Source organism: Burkholderiales bacterium, from assembly GCA_035543335.1.
In the GTDB taxonomy this organism is placed as follows: Bacteria; Pseudomonadota; Gammaproteobacteria; order Burkholderiales; family JAHFRG01; genus JAHFRG01.
Genome location: DASZZH010000028.1, coordinates 60,837 through 78,335, shown reverse-complemented (window position 1 = coordinate 78,335; position 17,499 = coordinate 60,837). Strand labels below are relative to the sequence as shown.

The following is a 17,499-nucleotide window of genomic DNA, read 5'->3' as shown; positions in this document are numbered from 1 at the left end:
GTTAAAAGTCCCCCCACAGCGTCTGCATCGCGGCTAGCGCGGCGATTCCTGCGGTTTCGGTGCGCAGGATGCGCCGTCCCAGCGCGACCGATTCAAAACCGGCGGCGCGGGCGCGCTCGCCGGAGAGCCTGACCACGCTGCGCTGAGTGGCGAGCGTATGAATGGCACTCACGCCCAATTCCACCGCTTTCTGCACGGTTAAATCCATTTTGTCGGCGGAAGAAATGGCTTGCGCCAGCATGATTTGCAGCGGCGATTCGCGCTCGATATTTTGCCATTCGCCTGTCAGCACCGTCACTTTGGTTTTGACTATGCCGGTAATCCTGGCCGGATACTTCCCGCCCTTGCCATTGAACAACACCATCGCATCGCCTTCCTTGAGGCGCAATACCCTCGCGGCGTGATATGCCGCCACCTCATCGAGGAAAATTTCCCGTCTGGGATCCAGTTCGCCGGAATAATAAAAGCGCGGAACAGTCATAGGCTAAGAGCCACTAAGAGAATAAGGGCGATAGGCGCATGATAATATAAAGGCAGCAACGATTAGGAAGGAGAAGTCTCATGGTGAGCCTGCAAACACCGGTTTGCGATTTCGGCTGGAAAGCGGTGGATTTCGACCTGCCCGGGGTCGACGGCAAGCGTTACACGTTATCGAATGTGCGCGGCGAAAAGGGCCTCCTGGTCATGTTTATCTGCAACCATTGTCCCTATGTGAAAGCGGTGCGCAGCCGCATCGTGCGCGACTGCGCCGAGCTCAAGCAGCATGGCATCGAAGCCATCGCCATCATGTCGAACGACACCGCCGATTATCCTGAAGATTCATTTGAAAACATGATCAAAGTCGCGCGCGAATTCAAGTTCCCGTTCCCTTATGTGCTCGACGAAACCCAGGAGGTGGTCAAAGCCTATGGCGCAGTATGCACGCCGGATTTTTACGGCTTCAACGCTAAACTGGAGTTGCAATACCGCGGCCGGCTCGACGCTTCGCGCAAGGACGCCGCGCCCGACGCGAGGCGCGATTTGTTTGAGGCCATGCTGCAGGTGGCGCGCACCGGCCAGGGGCCGCTGGAACAGATACCCGGCATGGGTTGCTCGATCAAATGGAAGCACGATGCTTGATGCGGTAATCAGCGCGGTGCGTGAAGTAGCGAAGCAGCAAATCATGCCGCGCTACCTAAAGGTCGCACAGCAGCGCAAATCCGACGGCACCCTCTACACCGAAGCCGACATCGCCGCGCAGGAAGCGCTCGCGCTAAGGCTACGCGAGATTCATCCGAGTCCTGTCCTCGCAGAAGAAATGAGCCACGAGCAGCAAGCCGAGCAGTGGCTCGCGGGTGAAGCTGGCCTGTGGTGCGTGGACCCGATTGACGGCACCTCCAACTTCGTCAACGGCCTGCCTTATTTCGCGGTGTCGGTAGCGTTGATGCGTAAAGGCAAAAGCGTGCTCGGCGTAATTTACGACCCGGTGGCGGACGAAATGTTTTACGCCGAAAAAGGCCGCGGCGCTTATTTGAATGGCGAGAAGCTCCCCATCAACGAATCCAGCAGGGAACTGCGTCAATGCATGGCAAGCATCGATTTCAAGCGCATTGGAGCCTCATTGCGGCAGGCGCTTGCCGGCAGCCCGCCTTACTCCTCGCAGCGCAATTACGGCGCGAGCACGCTGGAATGGTGCTACGTCGCCGCCGGGCGCTTCGATGTATATTTGCACGGCGGGCAAAAACTATGGGACTACGCCGCCGGCTCGCTGATTCTCGAAGAAGCGGGCGGCATGATGTGTTCGCTTAAGACCGACGATTTCTGGGCCGACGACTTGTGGAATCGCTCGGTAATCGCGGCACGCAACCCGGCTTTGTTTGAAGCCTGGAAAGCCTGGCTGCGCGCGCGGCAGTAACGGGTCGGATCGTATTGAGGTTTGATGCCTCAGTGCAGGAACTTGCCGTCCTTGCCGATGATGGTCAAGTCCACAAACTTCGAGGCGCTGTGGTTGGCCGGGCTGAAGTTCACGCTAAAGCCGCCCAAATCCCAATCCTGAATCTTTTCCAGCGCCGCAATGAATTTCTCGCGGGTCGGGTCTTTCCCTGTTTTCTTCAAGCCCTCAACGAATACTTTCGCGGCAATATAACCTTCCAGGGTGGAGAATGAATACGGGCTTTGCGGAGCGAACCGGGACACGACTTTTTGATATTCCTTGACTATTGGAATGCTCGGGCTCCAGGGAAACGGCACTTAGTCCGGCCTCTTCGCCGTACATTTCCAGCGCGGTTTTGCGCGCAGCGTGGCAGCATAGTCCGGCATGGAACGTATGGACGGAGCCCAAACCAGCTGCCTATACCGTGGCTTTGTGCAGCTGCCGCTTGAAGTGGTGAATGGTGCGCCGGATTAGTTTGAGCCTGGAATGATCATGCGCGACCATGGCTTCATCGCGCTTTTGCTTGAGCGCTTTGATCTGCGCCTTGATGGCGGTCTTGTCCACACCCACCACCTGATGATGCGCATGCATGTCAATGTTGAGCGCCTTGCACAAGGCGGCCAGCAAATGGTCTTTATTAAGCTGCGTGTAGCCTTGCACCGCCTCGTGTTCGATCCCGGAAGTAATCTGGCGAAGTTCGGCGACAGTTTTGCCCTTCAGTTCTTCAAAGGTGTGAGCCATGTTTCCTCCTCAAGGGGGTCCCCGAATTTTACATCGTATCGCGTCTCGAAGAACATTTCCCTGTTTTGCCCATCGAAACCAGTATGCGGCAACCGCGGAACTTCATTGTGAAGGCAGAACGGGGAGGTTAAAATAGGTCCATGTCGTCCGTCAACCTGACCAATCATTTCCTGATCGCCATGCCCAACATGGCGGATCCCTATTTTTCCAAAAGCCTGACTTTTATTTGCGAGCACAACGAACAGGGCGCGCTCGGCGTGGTGGTCAACCGTCCGATTGACATGACGCTGCAGGCGCTGCTTGACCAAATCAGCATCCCGCTGGGCGAACCGCGCCTGAAAGGCATACCCGTGCATTTCGGCGGACCGGTGCAGATTGACCGCGGCTTTGTATTGCACCGGCCGCTCGGCGCCTGGCAATCCACACTCGCCGTCAATTCGGAAATTGGCCTCACCACTTCCAAGGATATTCTGCAGGCGGTAGCGCGTGGTGAAGGCCCGCAACATATTCTAGTGACCCTGGGTTATGCCGGATGGGCGCCGGGGCAGCTCGAGCATGAGCTTACGCAAAACGCCTGGCTTTCGGTGCCGGCGAATCCTGATCTGATGTTCAACCTTGCCGCCGAAGAACGCCTGGCCGCGGCGATGGAATTGCTGGGCGTTAATTTCGCTAATTTGTCGGAAGATGCGGGGCACGCCTGAGATCAGTTAAAAGTTATGAGTTGAGAGTTGAGGTGAAAATGTGGAGAGCGAGGAGCAAAACAACAGCGTGGTAAAAACAAAATCTACCCCTTACCCCTCACCCCTTACCCCTCACTCCAAAACCGGAACGGTTTTGGCTTTCGATTATGGCGAGAAACGCATCGGCGTCGCAGTGGGCGATTTGAGTGTGCGCATTGCCCATCCGCTCACCGCCATCGAAGCAACGCAGGCTGCCAAACGCCTGGATGCGATTACGGACCTGATCGAAGAATGGCGGCCTGCGCTTCTAGTAGTCGGCCTGCCGTCGCATATGAACGGCGCCGAGCACGAAATGAGCAAGCGCTGCCGCAAGTTCGCGCGGCAGCTGGAACAACGGTTCAGGCTGCGCACCGCTTTGGTTGATGAACGCTTGAGCTCCCACGCCGCCGAACTTTCGCTCAGGGAAAGCGGCGCGGCGCAAACCAAAACCCGCATCGACCAGCTGGCCGCACAACAGATTTTACAGGGCTATTTCGATGAACTTGCCTGATGCCGAACAATTGCTCAACCAGCTCGCGGCGCAAATCCGCCCGCGGCTGCAGGCGGAGACGGCGCTCATCGGCATCCACAGTGGCGGCGCCTGGATCGCGCAGCGGCTGCACGAGCAGCTCAAAATCGCCACTCCGCTTGGGTTTCTCGACATTTCGTTCTACCGCGACGATTTTGCGCGCATTGGCCTGCACCCGCAGGTCAAGCCTTCGCACATACCCTTCGATGTCGAAGGACGCAGCATCATTCTTGTCGACGACGTGCTCTACACCGGCCGCACGGCGCGCGCGGCGATGAACGAGCTTTTCGATTACGGCCGGCCGGCGAGCATTGACCTGGCGGTGCTGGTGGACCGCGGCGGGCGCGAGTTGCCGGTATTCGCGCGCTACAGCGGCGCAAGCCTGGAGCTTGCCGACAGCCAGAACATCGAACTCAAAAAGGACAAGAACGGGCGTTTGAGCCTATGCCTGAACCAGACCTAGCTCCACGGGTGGGCAGGCTTTCGCCAATGGTGCTATAATCCCACCTGCACGTAACATGCACAGCAATCCGCAGCTCAACCAAAACGGCGAACTCCAGCACTTACTCACGATCGAAGGGCTGCCGGCAACACTTCTAACCCGCATTCTCGACACCGCGCAATCCTTCATCGGCGTCACCGAGCGCGAAGTCAAGAAAGTCCCGCTGCTGCGCGGCAAGGCAATATTCAATCTCTTCTTCGAAGCCAGCACCCGCACCCGCACGACTTTTGAAATCGCGGCGAAGCGGCTCTCCGCCGACGTCATCAACCTCAACATCAGCACCTCCTCGCAGAGCAAGGGCGAAACCCTGCTCGACACCATAGACAATCTGGAGGCGATGCACGCCGACATGTTTATCGTGCGCCATGCGCAAAGCGGAGCGGCGCATCTGATCGCCCGCCATGTCGCGCCGAACGTGCACGTGATCAACGCCGGCGACGGCCGCCACGCCCACCCGACGCAGGCGCTCCTGGACATGTTTACCATCCGCCATTACAAGCGCAATTTCACCAACCTGCGGGTGGCGGTTGTCGGCGACATCCTGCACTCGCGGGTGGCGCGCTCGCTAATCCACGCCCTCACCACCCTCGGCGTACCCGAAGTGCGCGTCATCGCGCCGAAAACCCTGTTGCCCGCGGGCGTGGAAAAACTCGGGGTGCAGGTACACCATGACATGCGGCAGGGCTTGAAGGACGTGGACGTGGTGATGATTCTCAGGCTGCAGAACGAGCGCATGCAAGGCCCGCTTCTGCCGAGCGCGCAGGAATTCTTCAAGTACTATGGCTTGACCTCGGACAAACTGGCGCTAGCCAGACCCGATGCCATCGTCATGCATCCGGGCCCGATGAACCGCGGCGTGGAAATCGATTCCAGCGTGGCCGACGGACCCCATTCGGTGATTCTGCCGCAAGTCACCTTCGGCATCGCAGTGCGCATGGCAGTGATGAGCATGCTGGCGGGGAGTTGATGTTTACCGCGGAGACGCAGAGAAATGCAGAAACAGCAGTTGAAACTTCAGCGGGTTTTCTCGGCGTCTGCGCGTCTCTGCAGTTGAAGAATTTAAAAACATGAAGATTCACATTAAAAACGGCCGCGTGATCGACCCCAAAAACGGCGTGGATGCCATTCAGGATTTGTTTATCGCCGCCGGCAAGGTGCAGACGATAGGGCGCACGCCCGAGAGTTATCATGCCAACCGCGTCATCGACGCCACCAACCTGATTGTCTGCCCGGGACTCATCGATCTTTCGGCGCGCCTGCGCGAGCCGGGTTTCGAATACAAGGCGACGCTGGAATCGGAAATGCAGGCGGCGGTCGCGGGCGGCGTAACCAGCCTGGCCTGCCCGCCGGATACCGATCCGCCGCTGGATGAACCGGGGCTAGTGGAAATGCTCAAGCACCGCGCCAAGAGCCTGAATCAGGCGCGCGTCTATCCCCTTGGCGCACTGACTCAAGGGTTAAATGGCGAGCGCATCACCGAAATGGCCGAACTGCACGACGCCGGCTGCGTGGCATTCTCGCAAGCGAATGCGCCGCTCAACGATACCGACGTGCTGATGCGCGCGATGCAATATGCGGCGACTTTCGGCTACACTGTGTGGCTGCGCCCGCAAGACGCATATCTTGCGCGCGGCGGTGTCGCACATGACGGCGAAGTGGCCACACGGCTGGGGCTTCCCGCGATTCCGAGTTGCGCCGAGACCATCGCGCTTGCTACTATCCTGCTGCTGGCGCGGCAAACCGGGGCAAAAATCCATTTGTGCCGGCTCTCCACTGCAGAAAGCGTGGAAATGGTGCGGCAGGCCAAAGCGCAGGGTCTGCCGATTACCTGCGATATTGCCGCCGTGCACGCGCACTTGAGTGAAATGGATCTAGGCTTTTTCGATTCCAACTGCAATCTGATCCCGCCGCTGCGATCCTTGCGCGACCGCGACGCGTTGCGTAGCGGGCTCAAAAACGGCGTGGTCGATGCGCTGTGTTCGGATCACACGCCGGTGGACGACGACGCCAAGCTCCTGCCGTTTGCCGAAGCGGAAAGCGGCGCGACCGGACTGGAACTCCTATTGCCGCTCACCTTGAAATGGGCCAACGAAACTCAGGTACCGCTGTCCCAGGCGCTTTTCAAAATCACCCACGTGCCGGCGAAGATTCTCGGCATCGACGCCGGGCATTTAAGTCCAGGCCATGCCGCCGACGTGTGCATTTTCGACCCGCATCACAATGGCAAGATTGAAGCTAATACATTGAAGAGTCAAGGAAAAAACACACCTTTCCTCGGCTATGAGCTTCCCGGAAAGGTGCGCTTCACGCTGGTCGAAGGCCACATCGTTTACGAGGCTTAGCCTACGCTTCTCAGCGGGTGTAAAATAAGCATCGTCCCTAGACCCCGCTCCCGGATTTAACCCCATGAATCCTTTGCTTGATTTTTCGGGCTTGCCGCGCTTTTCCCAGATCGAGCCGCAGCAGATCGCACCAGCGGTCGATGCCTTGCTGGCGGAAAATCGTGTGCTGGTGGAAAAGCTGGTTGCCGATCCGGCGGGGCCAAGTTGGAATAATTTTGTCGAGCCCCTGGAGGACGCCAACGAGCGCTTGTCGCGCGCCTGGGGACCCGTCGCTCACCTCAACTCGGTGATGAACAGCCCGGAGCTGCGCGAAGCTTACAACGCAAATCTCCCCAAAATCACCCAATACCACAGCGAGCTTGCGCAGCATCAAGGGCTGTTTGAGAAATACCAGGCGCTCAAAACCTCAAATGGTTTCCCCCAATTAAGCCGTGTGCAGCAAAAAGTGGTGGAAAACGAACTTAGGGATTTCCGCCTGGGCGGCGCCGAACTGCCCGCGGAGAAAAAAGCGCGCTTCATGCAAATCCAGGAAGAACTGGCGCGCCTGTACTCCAGATTCGAGGAAAACCTGCTCGATGCCACCAACGATTTCGCGCTTTACGTGACAAATCGCGAAGAGCTGGCGGGCCTGCCCGAAGACATGCTGGATGCCGCAAAGGAAGCCGACGCCCAGGATAGCAAGCCGGGCTGGAAGCTCACCCTGCACGCGCCTTCCTGGATCCCGGTGATGCAATATGCGGACAACCGGGCCTTGCGGGAGCGGCTGTACCGGGCTTACGTCACGCGCGCTTCGGAGTTTAGCAAAGCGCCCGCGACACGGTGCTGTGAAACAGCGGGTGCGGGAGCGAGCGCACCAGCGCTGAATCAAGAGAGTTCCCACGCGGACCAGGCGCGCCTCCCCGCCCCGGCCTTCTCCGAAGGCGCCGAGTCCGGCGCGCAATGGGACAACACTCCGCTGATTACGCAAATCCTGAAACTGCGGCAGGAAAAAGCGCGGCTTTTGGGCTATGCCAATTACGCAGAAGTTTCTCTGGCGCGCAAAATGGCGCGCAGCCCGCGCGAGGTGCTGGATTTCCTGCGCGAACTCGGGAAAGAAGCCCGACCCTATGCCGAGCCTGATTTCACTGAACTCAAGCAATTCGCACGCGTCGAACCCAAGCTCGAAATACTTGAGGCATGGGACATCGCGTACGCCTCAGAAAAGCTGCGCGCCAAACGTTATTCGTTCTCCGATCAGGAGGTGAAACAGTATTTTCCCGAGCTCCAGGTGTTGCAGGGCCTGTTTCAGCTGGTGGAAAGGCTTTACGGCATTCGCATCGAGAAAACCGAAACGCCGGTATGGCATCCGGATGTGCGTTTCTACAACATCTTCGATTTTGGCGGCAGGCCGATTGGGCAGTTTTACGTTGACCTTTATTCGCGGCCATCGAAGCGCGGCGGCGCCTGGATGGATGAAGCGATTGCGCGGCGGCGCAAGGACGGGGCGATCCAAATTCCCGTGGCCTATCTCAACTGCAATTTCTCCGCGCCGGTGGGCGGCAGGCCCGCGCTGTTCACTCACGACGAAGTGATTACGCTGTTTCACGAATTCGGCCACGGCCTGCATCACCTGCTGACTTCGGTGGAAGAGCTGGGCGTTTCGGGCATCAACGGCGTGGAATGGGACGCGGTGGAGCTTCCCAGCCAGTTCATGGAGAATTTCTGCTGGGAGTGGGACGTGCTCAAGTATCTGACGCGTCACGTCGACAGCGGTGAACCGCTGCCGCGCGCACTATACGAGAAAATGCTCGCCGCCAAGAATTTCCAGAGCGGCATGCAGACCGTGCGCCAGCTCGAGCTGGCGCTGTTCGACATGCATCTGCATTATGATTTCGATCCCCACGGCGGCAAAACGCCGTTGCAATTGCTGGACGAAATCCGCCGTGAAATTGCGGTGGTGTTCCCACCGCACTACAACCGCCTCCCCAACAATTTCTCGCATATCTTCGCCGGCGGTTATGCCGCGGGTTATTACAGCTACAAGTGGGCGGAGGTGCTTTCCGCCGATGCGTACAGCCTGTTTGAGGAAAACGGGGTGGTTAACCAGAACATCGGCCGGCGTTTTTGGCAGGAAATCCTGAGCGTGGGCGGCAGTCGTCCCGCGCTGGAATCCTTCGTCGCGTTCCGTGGCCGGGCGCCGAAAATCGACGCCCTGCTGAGGCATAATGGCATGACCCATTCTAGCGCGAACCAATCTGTGCTAAAGTCATAGCAGATAAAATATTCACTATGAAACTTCGTTTCTTATTTTGTCTTTTGCTGTTTTCCGCGAGCATGAGCCTGGCCGGGAATCTCTACCGCTGGGTGGATGGCGAGGGCATTGTGCATTATTCCGACCAGCCGCCACCGCCTTCGGTGAAAGACGTTCAGGAAAAAAAGCTCGGCGCGAGCGTGATTGAAGGCAGTCAATCCTACGGCCTGCAGCAGGCTGTTAAAAATTTCCCTATCACCCTGTTTGTCAACGATTGCGGCGCGGGATGCACCAGAGCGCGCGAGTTACTGAACAAGCGCGGTGTGCCGTTCACCGAAAAAAATCCAACCTTGCCCGAGAATGCCGATGAGTTAAAAAAAATCGTAGGAGATTTGGTGGTGCCGGTGCTGGTCGTGGGCAACACTCAACCGCTCAGAGGCTTTGAAGAATCCAGTTGGAACAATGCGTTGAATGTCGCAGGTTACCCTTCAGCTCCGGTTCCTGGAGCGCCCGCCGGCGGCAGAACCCCCAGACCACAGCCAAGCGAAGCTCCGGCGCCCACGCCCGCACCGGAATCCAAGCCTTATTGATGCGGCTTGCCGCCTGGAACGTCAATTCGCTGAAGGTCCGCTTGCCGCAGGTTCTGGAGTGGCTCTCCACCCAAAAGCCCGATGTGCTGTGCCTGCAGGAAACCAAGCTTGAAGACGCCAACTTTCCGGCCGGGGAAATTCGTGCGGCGGGTTACCATTCTTTATTCACGGGGCAGAAAACCTACAACGGCGTCGCTGTTTTGAGCCGGCAGGTCGGCGGGGAAATCATCGCTGCAATTCCGGAATTCAGCGACGAGCAAAAGCGCTTGCTGGCCACCACCGTTGACGGCGTGCGCGTGATTTGCGTTTACGTGCCCAACGGGCAAAACGTGGACTCGGACAAATACCGCTACAAGCTCGACTGGCTGGCCGCATTGAAAGAATGGCTGCAAACGGAACTCAAACGCTACCCCCGGCTTGCGGTGCTGGGCGATTTCAATGTCGCGCCGGAAGACCGCGATGTGCACGACCCCAAAGCCTGGGAAGGCAATGTGCTGGTGAGTCCCAGGGAACGACAGGCCTTTCGCGAACTGCTGGATCTGGGACTCAAGGACAGCTTCCGCCTGTTTGGGCAGCCGGAAAAATCCTTCAGCTGGTGGGATTACCGTCTGAACGCGTTCAAGCGCAATCTAGGCTTGCGCATCGATCACATCCTGTTAAACGATGCGCTGGCCGCGTCGTGTAAATCCAGCACCATCGATATCACGCCGCGCCAGCATGAGCGTCCCTCCGACCACGCGCCGGTTCTGGCAGAAGTTTAATCAGTTTTATCCGGCTTTTCCTCGAGCCCCAGCTCCTGGATTTTGCGGGTGAGCGTGTTGCGGCCGAGCCCGAGCAAATTCGCGGCCTCGATGCGCCGTCCGCCCGTATGCGCAAGCGCCTTGCTGATGAGCGTTTTCTCGAACTGCCGGGTGAGTTCATCCATGATGGCCTTGTCGCCGCGGTTGAGCGCACGCTCCACTTCCTTTTCCAAAGCGCCGGACCAGTCGGTTTCCTGAACGCCGCTCACCGCGCGCAACTCGGGCGGCAGGTCTTTCACTTCGATGTTCTGCCCCGGCGCCATCACCGTGAGCCAGTGACAGAGGTTTTCCAGCTGCCGCACATTGCCCGGAAAATCCTGGGCAGCGAGAAATTTGAGGAAGGCATCGGAAAGCCGTTTCGGCTCCACCGAGAGTTCTCTCGCGCTTTTTTGCAAAAAATGCCGCGCGAGCAGCGGGATGTCATCGCGCCGTTCGCGCAAGGACGGCAGGCGCAGCCGAATCACGTTCAGGCGGTGGAATAAATCTTCGCGAAACAACCCTTGCTTCGCCCGCTGCTCGAGGTCCTGGTGAGTAGCGGCGATGACCCTCACGTTGGCCTTGATCGGCTGGTGCCCGCCCACACGATAAAATTGCCCGTCGGACAGCACCCGCAACAAGCGGGTTTGCAAATCGGCGGGCATGTCGCCTATTTCGTCAAGAAACAGGGTGCCGGCGTCGGCCTGCTCGAAGCGGCCGCGGCGCATGCTCTGCGCGCCGGTAAACGCGCCGCGCTCATGGCCGAACAATTCGGATTCCAGCAAATCCTTGGGGATGGCGGCCGTATTGATCGCAACGAACGGTTTTTGCGCGCGCGGGCTGTGGCGATGCAAAGCTAGCGCTACCAACTCCTTGCCGGTTCCCGATTCGCCGGTAATCAGCACCGTCGCCTGCGACTGGGAAAGCCTGCCAATCGCCCGAAATACTTCCTGCATCGAGGCCGCCTGGCCGAGAATTTCCGGAGCCTTCGCCGTCTCCGCTTCATCCTCTTCGGACGATAGCCGCTGCATGGCGCGGCGGATCAATTCCACCGCATGGTCAACGTCGAACGGCTTGGGCAGATACTCGAACGCGCCGCCCTGGAACGCCGCTACCGCGCTGTCCAAATCGGAGTAAGCCGTCATGATGATGACGGGGAGTTGCGGGAAGCGCTGCTTGAGCGTTTGCAGAAGTTCGAGGCCCGAGCCGCCCGGCATGCGGATGTCCGATACCACCACCTGCGGCGCGTCGGAACCCAGCGCCGCCATGGCTTCGGGCGCGGCGGCAAAAGTTTTGAACGCGATGCCTTCGCGCGCGAGCGCCTTTTCCAGCACCCAGCGGATGGAGCGGTCGTCGTCGATAATCCAAACCGGTTTCATCTGGCCGACTCCGGTTGCGCGTTGCCGTTTTCAGGAAGCGGCAGAAGCAGAGTAAAGCAGGTGTGCCCCGGCCGGCTTTCGCATTCGATAATACCATGGTGCTGGTTGACGAACGTCTGGGCGATGGTGAGCCCCAGTCCGCTGCCGCCTTCCTTGCCCGAGACCAGCGGGTAAAAAATTCTTTCGCGTATCGTTTCGGGTATGCCCGGCCCGTCGTTGATGATCTGCACCGCAATGACCAGCCGGTGGCGCTTCTTCGCCAGCGTGGTCCGCCGCGCAATGCGCGTGCGCAGAACGATTTTGCCCTTGCCCTGCATCGCCTGCGCCGCATTGCGCATGATATTCAATGTCGCCTGTATCAACTGCTCGCGGTCGCCGAAAAGCGGCGGCAGACTGCTGTCGTAATCACGCTGGATTTCGATGCCCCGCGGATATTCCGCAAGTAACACCGTTTTCATCTGCTCCAGCACTTCGTGGATGTTGATCTCGGTCAGCCGCGGCAAACGGTGCGGCATCAGCAGGCGGTTCATCAACGACTGCAGGCGGTCGGCTTCCGTGATGATGACCTGGGTGTATTCATGCAGGCTGGCGCGCTCAAGTTCCCTCTCCAGCAATTGCGCCGCGCCGCGGATGCCGCCCAGCGGGTTCTTGATTTCGTGCGCCAGGTTGCGAATGAGCTCGCGGTTCATCTGCTGCTGCTCCAGCATGTGCTCTTCCCGTGCGATTTTCAGTTGCTGATCCATTTGCCTGAACTCCAGGAGGACGCGCGCCGACGGTGTCTCCAGCGCGCTCACCGCGCAGCTCAGGTGCAGCCTGGGACGCCCATGCACACCAAGCTGCAAATCGTGCTCGATGTAACTGCAATTATGGTCAAGCGCATAATTCACGGCGGTGGTGATCACGCCCGCCCCGTCAAACACCTGTTCGAGCGGCCGTCCTTCGATGTTGCGGGTGCTCAACTCAAACAGGTTCTCCGCGGCGGGATTGGCATATTGCATCAGCAGATCCTCGTCGAGAAGAATCACTGCAGTGGCAAGCAATTCGAGTCCATGAAAGATTGCGGGCATCATGAGCACAGGCCAAGGCGGGAAAAGTTACAGCAAGAACCGCGCCACCGCTGGAGATTTACGGCGGGCGGCTGCGAATGAGGCTTAACAGGGTGTTGAAGAACTCCACGGGGCCGCGGCGTCGGCTTTCCGGGATGGGATGCGCGAAGCGAGCCGCGTCGAATAGCCGTTGCATATTCGCAAGGCGAGCGACAAAGCAGACCGCCCGGAAAGCCACGCCCCATCCGGTTTGCACGAAAATGCCCATCTGCTGCGTTGCGCTCCTCGGCATCGTAGTCCTGGCTACGACCTTCGTCGCGCGCCTTGCATCTGAGCATTTTCGTGTCAAACGCGGCTACCGGAGAGTTTTTCAACACCCTGTTAAAGGCTGAACCGGGCTTGCGCAAGCCGCTCGAGACCGCGATTCCGCACGCGCTTACCTGAACCCGTCGAGCTCTTGCTGGAGCGCGGCGACGTTCTTTTCGTGCGAGGCGATATCATCCTTGAGCTTCTGCACGCGGTCCAAGTATCTCTGATAATTGTGGCGGATGATTTTCTTCCCGTCCTTGCCCGTGACCGTGAATGCCTCGTCGCCCAGGCTCACCCCCTCGCCGTCGGCAAGTGCTTTTTTCGCTTCGTCGAGTGCTTTCATCTCCTGCGCCAGTTCGTCCTCAAGAACTTGGCGGCGTTTGTAATCGCGGCCTTTTTGCGTTTCGGCGTCTACTTTGGGAAAGTTATCGGGGGTTTGGTTTTTGGGCTTGCTCGAAGGGTCGGTATTGAACGGCTCAAGATTCAGCTTTTGCGCGCCCTTGCTGGGAATATTGGAATAGGTGATGCGGCCGTCCTCATCAACGTGCTTGTAAATCTCGGCCCCGGCGTGCGCCGCGGCGAGCATCAGAACCATTGCTATAAGAGTTCGCATACTTTCACACCTCGAAAATCAGGGCGGCATCCGCAGCTTATTCCTCCGCGCTCGAGGTGCCGACTTCAAGCTAGTGTAGGCCATGCCCCGGGAATTTTCAATTGAATCAACGGCCGGGTAGTGTCCTAATTTGAGTTGCAAAGTTTGGAAAAAAATAAACCCGCATGACCGGGCCAGAGGCGCACACCATAAAGCTGCCGCCATCTCTTTTTCCTTGGCAACTCTACGCCATTCAGCTGCGCAATTTTTCGAACCTGGAGATGAATCCACGCTTGCACGAGCCGCTCGAATCCGCGCTTCCGCACGCGCTTACCTGAACTCGCCGAGCTCTTGTTGTAGCGCGGCGACGTTCTTTTCGTGGTCGGCGACTGCATTCTTGAACGGCTGAACGCGATCCAGAAATCTCTGGTAATTGCGCTCATCGCCCATGCGCGTGGCCTCCGCCTCAGCGAGCGCTTTCTTGGCTTCTTCTAGCTGTATTTTTTCCTGCTCCAGCTCGCTTTCAAGAAGCTGGCGGCGTTTCCCGTCACGGTTTTTTTGCGTCTCGGCGTCGACTTTTGGAAAATTGCCTGGCCCGCCAGCCGGCGGTTTGTAGCCGGGAATAGTGGTCAAAGGCTCCAGATTGAGCTTTTGCGCGCCCTTGCTTGGAATATTGGAATAGGTGATTCGGCCTTCTTTATCCACATGTTTGTAGATTTCGGCCAGGGCCGGCGTCCAAGCCAGCAACAACGCGACTGCCAATACAGTTCTCATGCTTCTTCCCCACACTTCCAGACGATTACGGCACCTGCGGCTTTAGACTCTTTTTCGCCACATTCGGTGCCGGATAATAGCCTAACAGTGTAGGCCATACTTGCCAAATTTTAAATGCAATCAACGTATCATCGCAAATTTTCGTTGACCAAAAACAAAACAGGACGGGGAACCCTGCTCTGTTGTAAGAGCTTTGCCAGCCTGGTTAGAGATATCGCAACTGGTCGAGAGCAGACGCAGGTTGCGATTACAGGCTGTAGTACATGTCGAACTCCACCGGATGCGTGGTCATGCGAAAGCGCGTTACTTCTTCCATCTTGAGCGCGACATAAGCGTCGAGCATGTCGTTGGAGAACACGCCACCACGCGTCAGGAACTCGCGGTCCTTGTTCAGGCACTCCAGCGCTTCTTCCAGAGACGCGCACGGATGCGGAACCTTCTTCGCCTCTTCGGGCGGGAGGTCATAGAGGTTCTTGTCGATCGGATCGCCCGGATGAATTTTCTTCTGTATGCCGTCAAGCCCCGCCATCATCATCGCGGTAAAAGCGAGATAGGGGTTGGTGATCGGATCGGGGAAGCGCACCTCGATGCGCCGCGCTTTCGGATTCGACACCAGCGGCACACGCACCGCCGCAGAACGGTTGCGCGACGAATACGCCAGATTGATCGGCGCCTCGAACCCCGGAACCAGCCGCTTATAGGAATTGGTGCCCGGGTTGGTGATGGCGTTCAACGCCCTGGCGTGCTTGATGATGCCGCCGATGTAATAAAGTGCGAGTTCCGACAGCCCCGCATAGCCGTTGCCGGTGAAAAGATTCTTGCCGTCCTTCGCCAACGACTGGTGCACGTGCATGCCGGAGCCGTTATCGCCGACGATGGGCTTGGGCATGAATGTCGCGGTCTTGCCGTAGGAGTGCGCCACGTTCCAGATCGTGTACTTGAGGATTTGCATCCAGTCGGCGCGCTTCACCAAGCTGTTGTACAGGGTGCCGATTTCGTTTTGTCCCGCGGCCGCCACTTCGTGATGGTGCACTTCGCATTCGACGCCTTGCTCTTCCATTGCGAGCACCATGGCATTGCGAATGTCATGCAGGCTATCGGTCGGCGGCACCGGAAAGTAGCCTCCCTTCACCGGCGCGCGATGCGCCGAGTTGCCGCCTTCGAATTCTTCACCCGAAGACCACGGTGCTTCTTCGGATTTGATTTTGACGAAGCAGCCGGACATGTCCACGTTCCAGGTCACGGAGTCAAAAATGAAGAACTCGGGCTCCGGACCGAAAAACGCGGTGTCGGCGATGCCCGTGGATTTGAGATAAGCTTCACCGCGCTTGGCAATTGAGCGCGGATCGCGATCATATCCCTTGCCATCGGAAGGCTCAATCACGTCGCAGGTGATATTGAGCACCGCCTCGTCCGTAAATGGATCCATGCGGGCGCTGTCAGGGTCGGGCAGCAACACCATGTCGGAGGCTTCAATGCTTTTCCAACCGGCAATGGACGAACCGTCGAAAAAATGGCCGTCAGTAAACTTGAGTTCGCTAAAAGCCTTCACGGGAACCGTGACATGCTGTTCCTTGCCGCGGGTGTCGGTAAAACGCAGGTCCACGAACTTGACCTCTTTTTCCTTGATTATTTTGAATACATCAGCGGGCGACGCCATTTTTCTCTCCTAAGATTGAAAGTGCAGGGTATTTTTAAGATTGAGGAAATCGGCAGGGACTTGCTGAGCATGAAATGTGCCACTGCTAAAAATGAGCAATCTATTGTGCCACAAGTCCTTAGCCGTTGAATAGCGGATTAGAGCGCACTAAAGTGGCACAAAAAAACTTCAATCGCACCATTATTGTGCGTAAGCCCGGCCATGGTTTTTAGCTATAATGGGTCGTCTCCTAACATCTAGCGAGCCCGCCATGAAAGCCGATGAAATCCTGAAAACCGCCGAAAGCCGCGCCAAGGAAATGAAGCTGCCTTACCAGGGAGCACTCACCCCCAGCGAAGCCTATCAGTTGATGGCCGAGAAAGGCGCGAAGCTGGTGGATGTGCGCTCCCGCGCCGAGTGGGACTGGGTCGGGCGCGTTCCCGGCAGCGTGGAAATCGAGCTCCTCACTTATCCAGGCATGCAACCCAACCCCAATTTCCTAAACCAGCTCAAGCAGCAAGTGGGCCCGGATTCACTGGTGCTTTTCATGTGCAGGAGCGGCCAGCGCTCTCACACCGCGGCGGTCGCAGCAAACCAAGCTGGCTATAGCAACAGCTTTAACGTGCTGGAAGGATTCGAAGGAGACAAGGACGGCGGCAGTCACCGCAACACCACGGGCGGCTGGCGCGCGGCGGGCCTTCCGTGGGTGCAAAGCTGAATTTAGCGCAAGAGCGAAAAAGAAGGTTCGAGGTGAGCACTAGTTCAAAACCGGCAATCGCGTGCCTTCCTAACGGGCCTTACTACCTGCTCAATGACCTCGCTCCCGCGGTAGTCCCCAATCTGCGGAACTCCAAGGGCAAAAGTCTCTCTTGCGTGCGCGGCGTGGCGCTGTGCCGCTGCGGCGGCTCCAAGAACAAGCCTTTTTGCGACGGCACCCACGGCACCAGCGGGTTCAGCGACAAAAAGTTCGAGGGCGGCAGCTTGAACAAACGTGTGAGCTACCAAGGCAAGCGCATCACCATCCACGACAATCGCGGCATTTGCGCCCATGCCGGGCATTGCACTGACGGGCTTGTCTCGGTTTTCAAGATGCGCGCAGAGCCGTGGATTGATCCCGACGGAGCGGCTGTTGAAAAAATTATCGAAACCATCAAACGCTGTCCATCCGGCGCATTGAGTTATTCAATAAGCGATGTAGAACACCGCGACCAGGAACGGCCGCCCCGAGTAACTGTAACCGGGGATGGCCCCTACGCCGTGACCGGCGGTATCTCACTGATGGGCCAAGCCTTCGGCGAAGGCGCCTCCACCGAGCATTACACGCTTTGCCGTTGCGGCGCCTCCAAAAATAAACCGTTCTGCGACGGCTCCCACTGGCAAGTCGGATTCAAGGACGAGCGCAACTGAAACCGACTAGAA

21 protein-coding genes are annotated in these 17,499 nt (G+C 58.1%); 12 read left to right on the top strand and 9 right to left on the bottom strand.

Going from position 1 to position 17,499, the window contains the following annotated elements; all coding sequences use genetic code 11:
* Position 1 precedes the first annotated feature (1 nt).
* Positions 2-481: an RsmE family RNA methyltransferase gene (locus tag VHE58_07725; GenBank protein ID HVS27169.1), complete on the bottom strand. Its 480-nt coding sequence runs from the start codon at positions 479-481 to the stop codon at positions 2-4.
* An 80-nt stretch (positions 482-561) separates the two neighbouring features.
* On the opposite strand from VHE58_07725, the gene VHE58_07720 reads away from it, so the two are divergent.
* Positions 562-1,119 (top strand): thioredoxin family protein, encoded by a 558-nt coding sequence (locus VHE58_07720; protein ID HVS27168.1) that lies wholly within the window; start codon positions 562-564, stop codon positions 1,117-1,119.
* The gene (locus tag VHE58_07715) at positions 1,112-1,894 is read left to right on the top strand and encodes an inositol monophosphatase family protein (protein HVS27167.1); all 783 of its coding nucleotides are present in this window, start codon (positions 1,112-1,114) and stop codon (positions 1,892-1,894) included. The genes VHE58_07720 and VHE58_07715 overlap by 8 nt, the downstream gene beginning before the upstream one ends.
* 29 nt (positions 1,895-1,923) lie before the next feature.
* Here the strand turns inward: VHE58_07715 and VHE58_07710 are convergent, their stop codons facing one another.
* Both VHE58_07710 and VHE58_07705 read right to left on the bottom strand, forming a co-directional pair.
* Entirely contained in the window at positions 1,924-2,229 is a 306-nt protein-coding gene (locus VHE58_07710; GenBank protein HVS27166.1) for an ABC transporter substrate-binding protein, read from the bottom strand.
* 100 nt (positions 2,230-2,329) lie between these two features.
* Positions 2,330-2,653, bottom strand: coding sequence for a hypothetical protein (locus VHE58_07705; protein HVS27165.1), 324 nt, complete (start codon positions 2,651-2,653; stop codon positions 2,330-2,332).
* A 140-nt stretch (positions 2,654-2,793) separates the two neighbouring features.
* On the opposite strand from VHE58_07705, the gene VHE58_07700 reads away from it, so the two are divergent.
* The 8 genes from VHE58_07700 to xth all read left to right on the top strand — a co-directional run bounded on the left by VHE58_07700 (position 2,794) and on the right by xth (position 10,326).
* Positions 2,794-3,354 carry a YqgE/AlgH family protein gene (locus VHE58_07700; protein HVS27164.1) on the top strand — a complete coding sequence of 187 codons (561 nt, stop codon included), beginning with the start codon at positions 2,794-2,796 and terminating at the stop codon, positions 3,352-3,354.
* A gap of 133 nt (positions 3,355-3,487) precedes the next feature.
* Positions 3,488-3,883 (top strand): Holliday junction resolvase RuvX, encoded by a 396-nt coding sequence (gene ruvX / locus VHE58_07695; GenBank protein HVS27163.1) that lies wholly within the window; start codon positions 3,488-3,490, stop codon positions 3,881-3,883.
* The gene (gene pyrR / locus VHE58_07690; GenBank protein HVS27162.1) at positions 3,870-4,364 is read left to right on the top strand and encodes a bifunctional pyr operon transcriptional regulator/uracil phosphoribosyltransferase PyrR; all 495 of its coding nucleotides are present in this window, start codon (positions 3,870-3,872) and stop codon (positions 4,362-4,364) included. Before ruvX ends, pyrR begins: the two co-directional genes overlap by 14 nt.
* 55 nt (positions 4,365-4,419) lie before the next feature.
* Entirely contained in the window at positions 4,420-5,370 is a 951-nt protein-coding gene (locus VHE58_07685) for an aspartate carbamoyltransferase catalytic subunit (protein ID HVS27161.1), read from the top strand.
* A 100-nt stretch (positions 5,371-5,470) separates the two neighbouring features.
* The gene (locus VHE58_07680; protein HVS27160.1) at positions 5,471-6,745 is read left to right on the top strand and encodes a dihydroorotase; all 1,275 of its coding nucleotides are present in this window, start codon (positions 5,471-5,473) and stop codon (positions 6,743-6,745) included.
* Positions 6,746-6,809: 64 nt separating this feature from the next.
* Positions 6,810-8,996, top strand: coding sequence for a M3 family metallopeptidase (locus tag VHE58_07675; GenBank protein HVS27159.1), 2,187 nt, complete (start codon positions 6,810-6,812; stop codon positions 8,994-8,996).
* Positions 8,997-9,013: 17 nt separating this feature from the next.
* Positions 9,014-9,565: a glutaredoxin family protein gene (locus VHE58_07670; GenBank protein ID HVS27158.1), complete on the top strand. Its 552-nt coding sequence runs from the start codon at positions 9,014-9,016 to the stop codon at positions 9,563-9,565.
* Positions 9,565-10,326, top strand: a complete 762-nt coding sequence (xth, locus tag VHE58_07665; protein HVS27157.1) for an exodeoxyribonuclease III — start codon at positions 9,565-9,567, stop codon at positions 10,324-10,326. Before VHE58_07670 ends, xth begins: the two co-directional genes overlap by 1 nt.
* On the opposite strand, the gene ntrC is transcribed toward xth, so the two are convergent.
* The 6 genes from ntrC to glnA all read right to left on the bottom strand — a co-directional run bounded on the left by ntrC (position 10,323) and on the right by glnA (position 16,101).
* Positions 10,323-11,720, bottom strand: a complete 1,398-nt coding sequence (gene ntrC / locus VHE58_07660) for a nitrogen regulation protein NR(I) (GenBank protein HVS27156.1) — start codon at positions 11,718-11,720, stop codon at positions 10,323-10,325. The two genes, xth and ntrC, sit on opposite strands and share 4 nt — an antisense overlap.
* Positions 11,717-12,790, bottom strand: a complete 1,074-nt coding sequence (gene glnL / locus VHE58_07655) for a nitrogen regulation protein NR(II) (protein ID HVS27155.1) — start codon at positions 12,788-12,790, stop codon at positions 11,717-11,719. Before glnL ends, ntrC begins: the two co-directional genes overlap by 4 nt.
* 55 nt (positions 12,791-12,845) lie before the next feature.
* Positions 12,846-13,058, bottom strand: a complete 213-nt coding sequence (locus VHE58_07650) for a hypothetical protein (GenBank protein ID HVS27154.1) — start codon at positions 13,056-13,058, stop codon at positions 12,846-12,848.
* 144 nt (positions 13,059-13,202) lie between these two features.
* Positions 13,203-13,688, bottom strand: a complete 486-nt coding sequence (locus tag VHE58_07645) for a DUF4124 domain-containing protein (protein ID HVS27153.1) — start codon at positions 13,686-13,688, stop codon at positions 13,203-13,205.
* 309 nt (positions 13,689-13,997) lie between these two features.
* Positions 13,998-14,441 carry a DUF4124 domain-containing protein gene (locus VHE58_07640; GenBank protein HVS27152.1) on the bottom strand — a complete coding sequence of 148 codons (444 nt, stop codon included), beginning with the start codon at positions 14,439-14,441 and terminating at the stop codon, positions 13,998-14,000.
* 247 nt (positions 14,442-14,688) lie between these two features.
* Positions 14,689-16,101 carry a type I glutamate--ammonia ligase gene (gene glnA / locus VHE58_07635; protein ID HVS27151.1) on the bottom strand — a complete coding sequence of 471 codons (1,413 nt, stop codon included), beginning with the start codon at positions 16,099-16,101 and terminating at the stop codon, positions 14,689-14,691.
* A gap of 250 nt (positions 16,102-16,351) precedes the next feature.
* Here glnA and VHE58_07630 point away from each other — a divergent pair, with 250 nt between their 5' ends.
* Together VHE58_07630 and VHE58_07625 are read left to right on the top strand one after the other, a co-directional pair.
* A complete protein-coding gene (locus tag VHE58_07630) occupies positions 16,352-16,798 on the top strand; it encodes a rhodanese-like domain-containing protein (protein HVS27150.1) in 447 nt (148 codons plus the stop codon).
* A gap of 32 nt (positions 16,799-16,830) precedes the next feature.
* Complete coding sequence (locus VHE58_07625) at positions 16,831-17,487, top strand: CDGSH iron-sulfur domain-containing protein (GenBank protein ID HVS27149.1); 657 nt, start codon at positions 16,831-16,833, stop codon at positions 17,485-17,487.
* Positions 17,488-17,499: the final 12 nt, after the last annotated feature.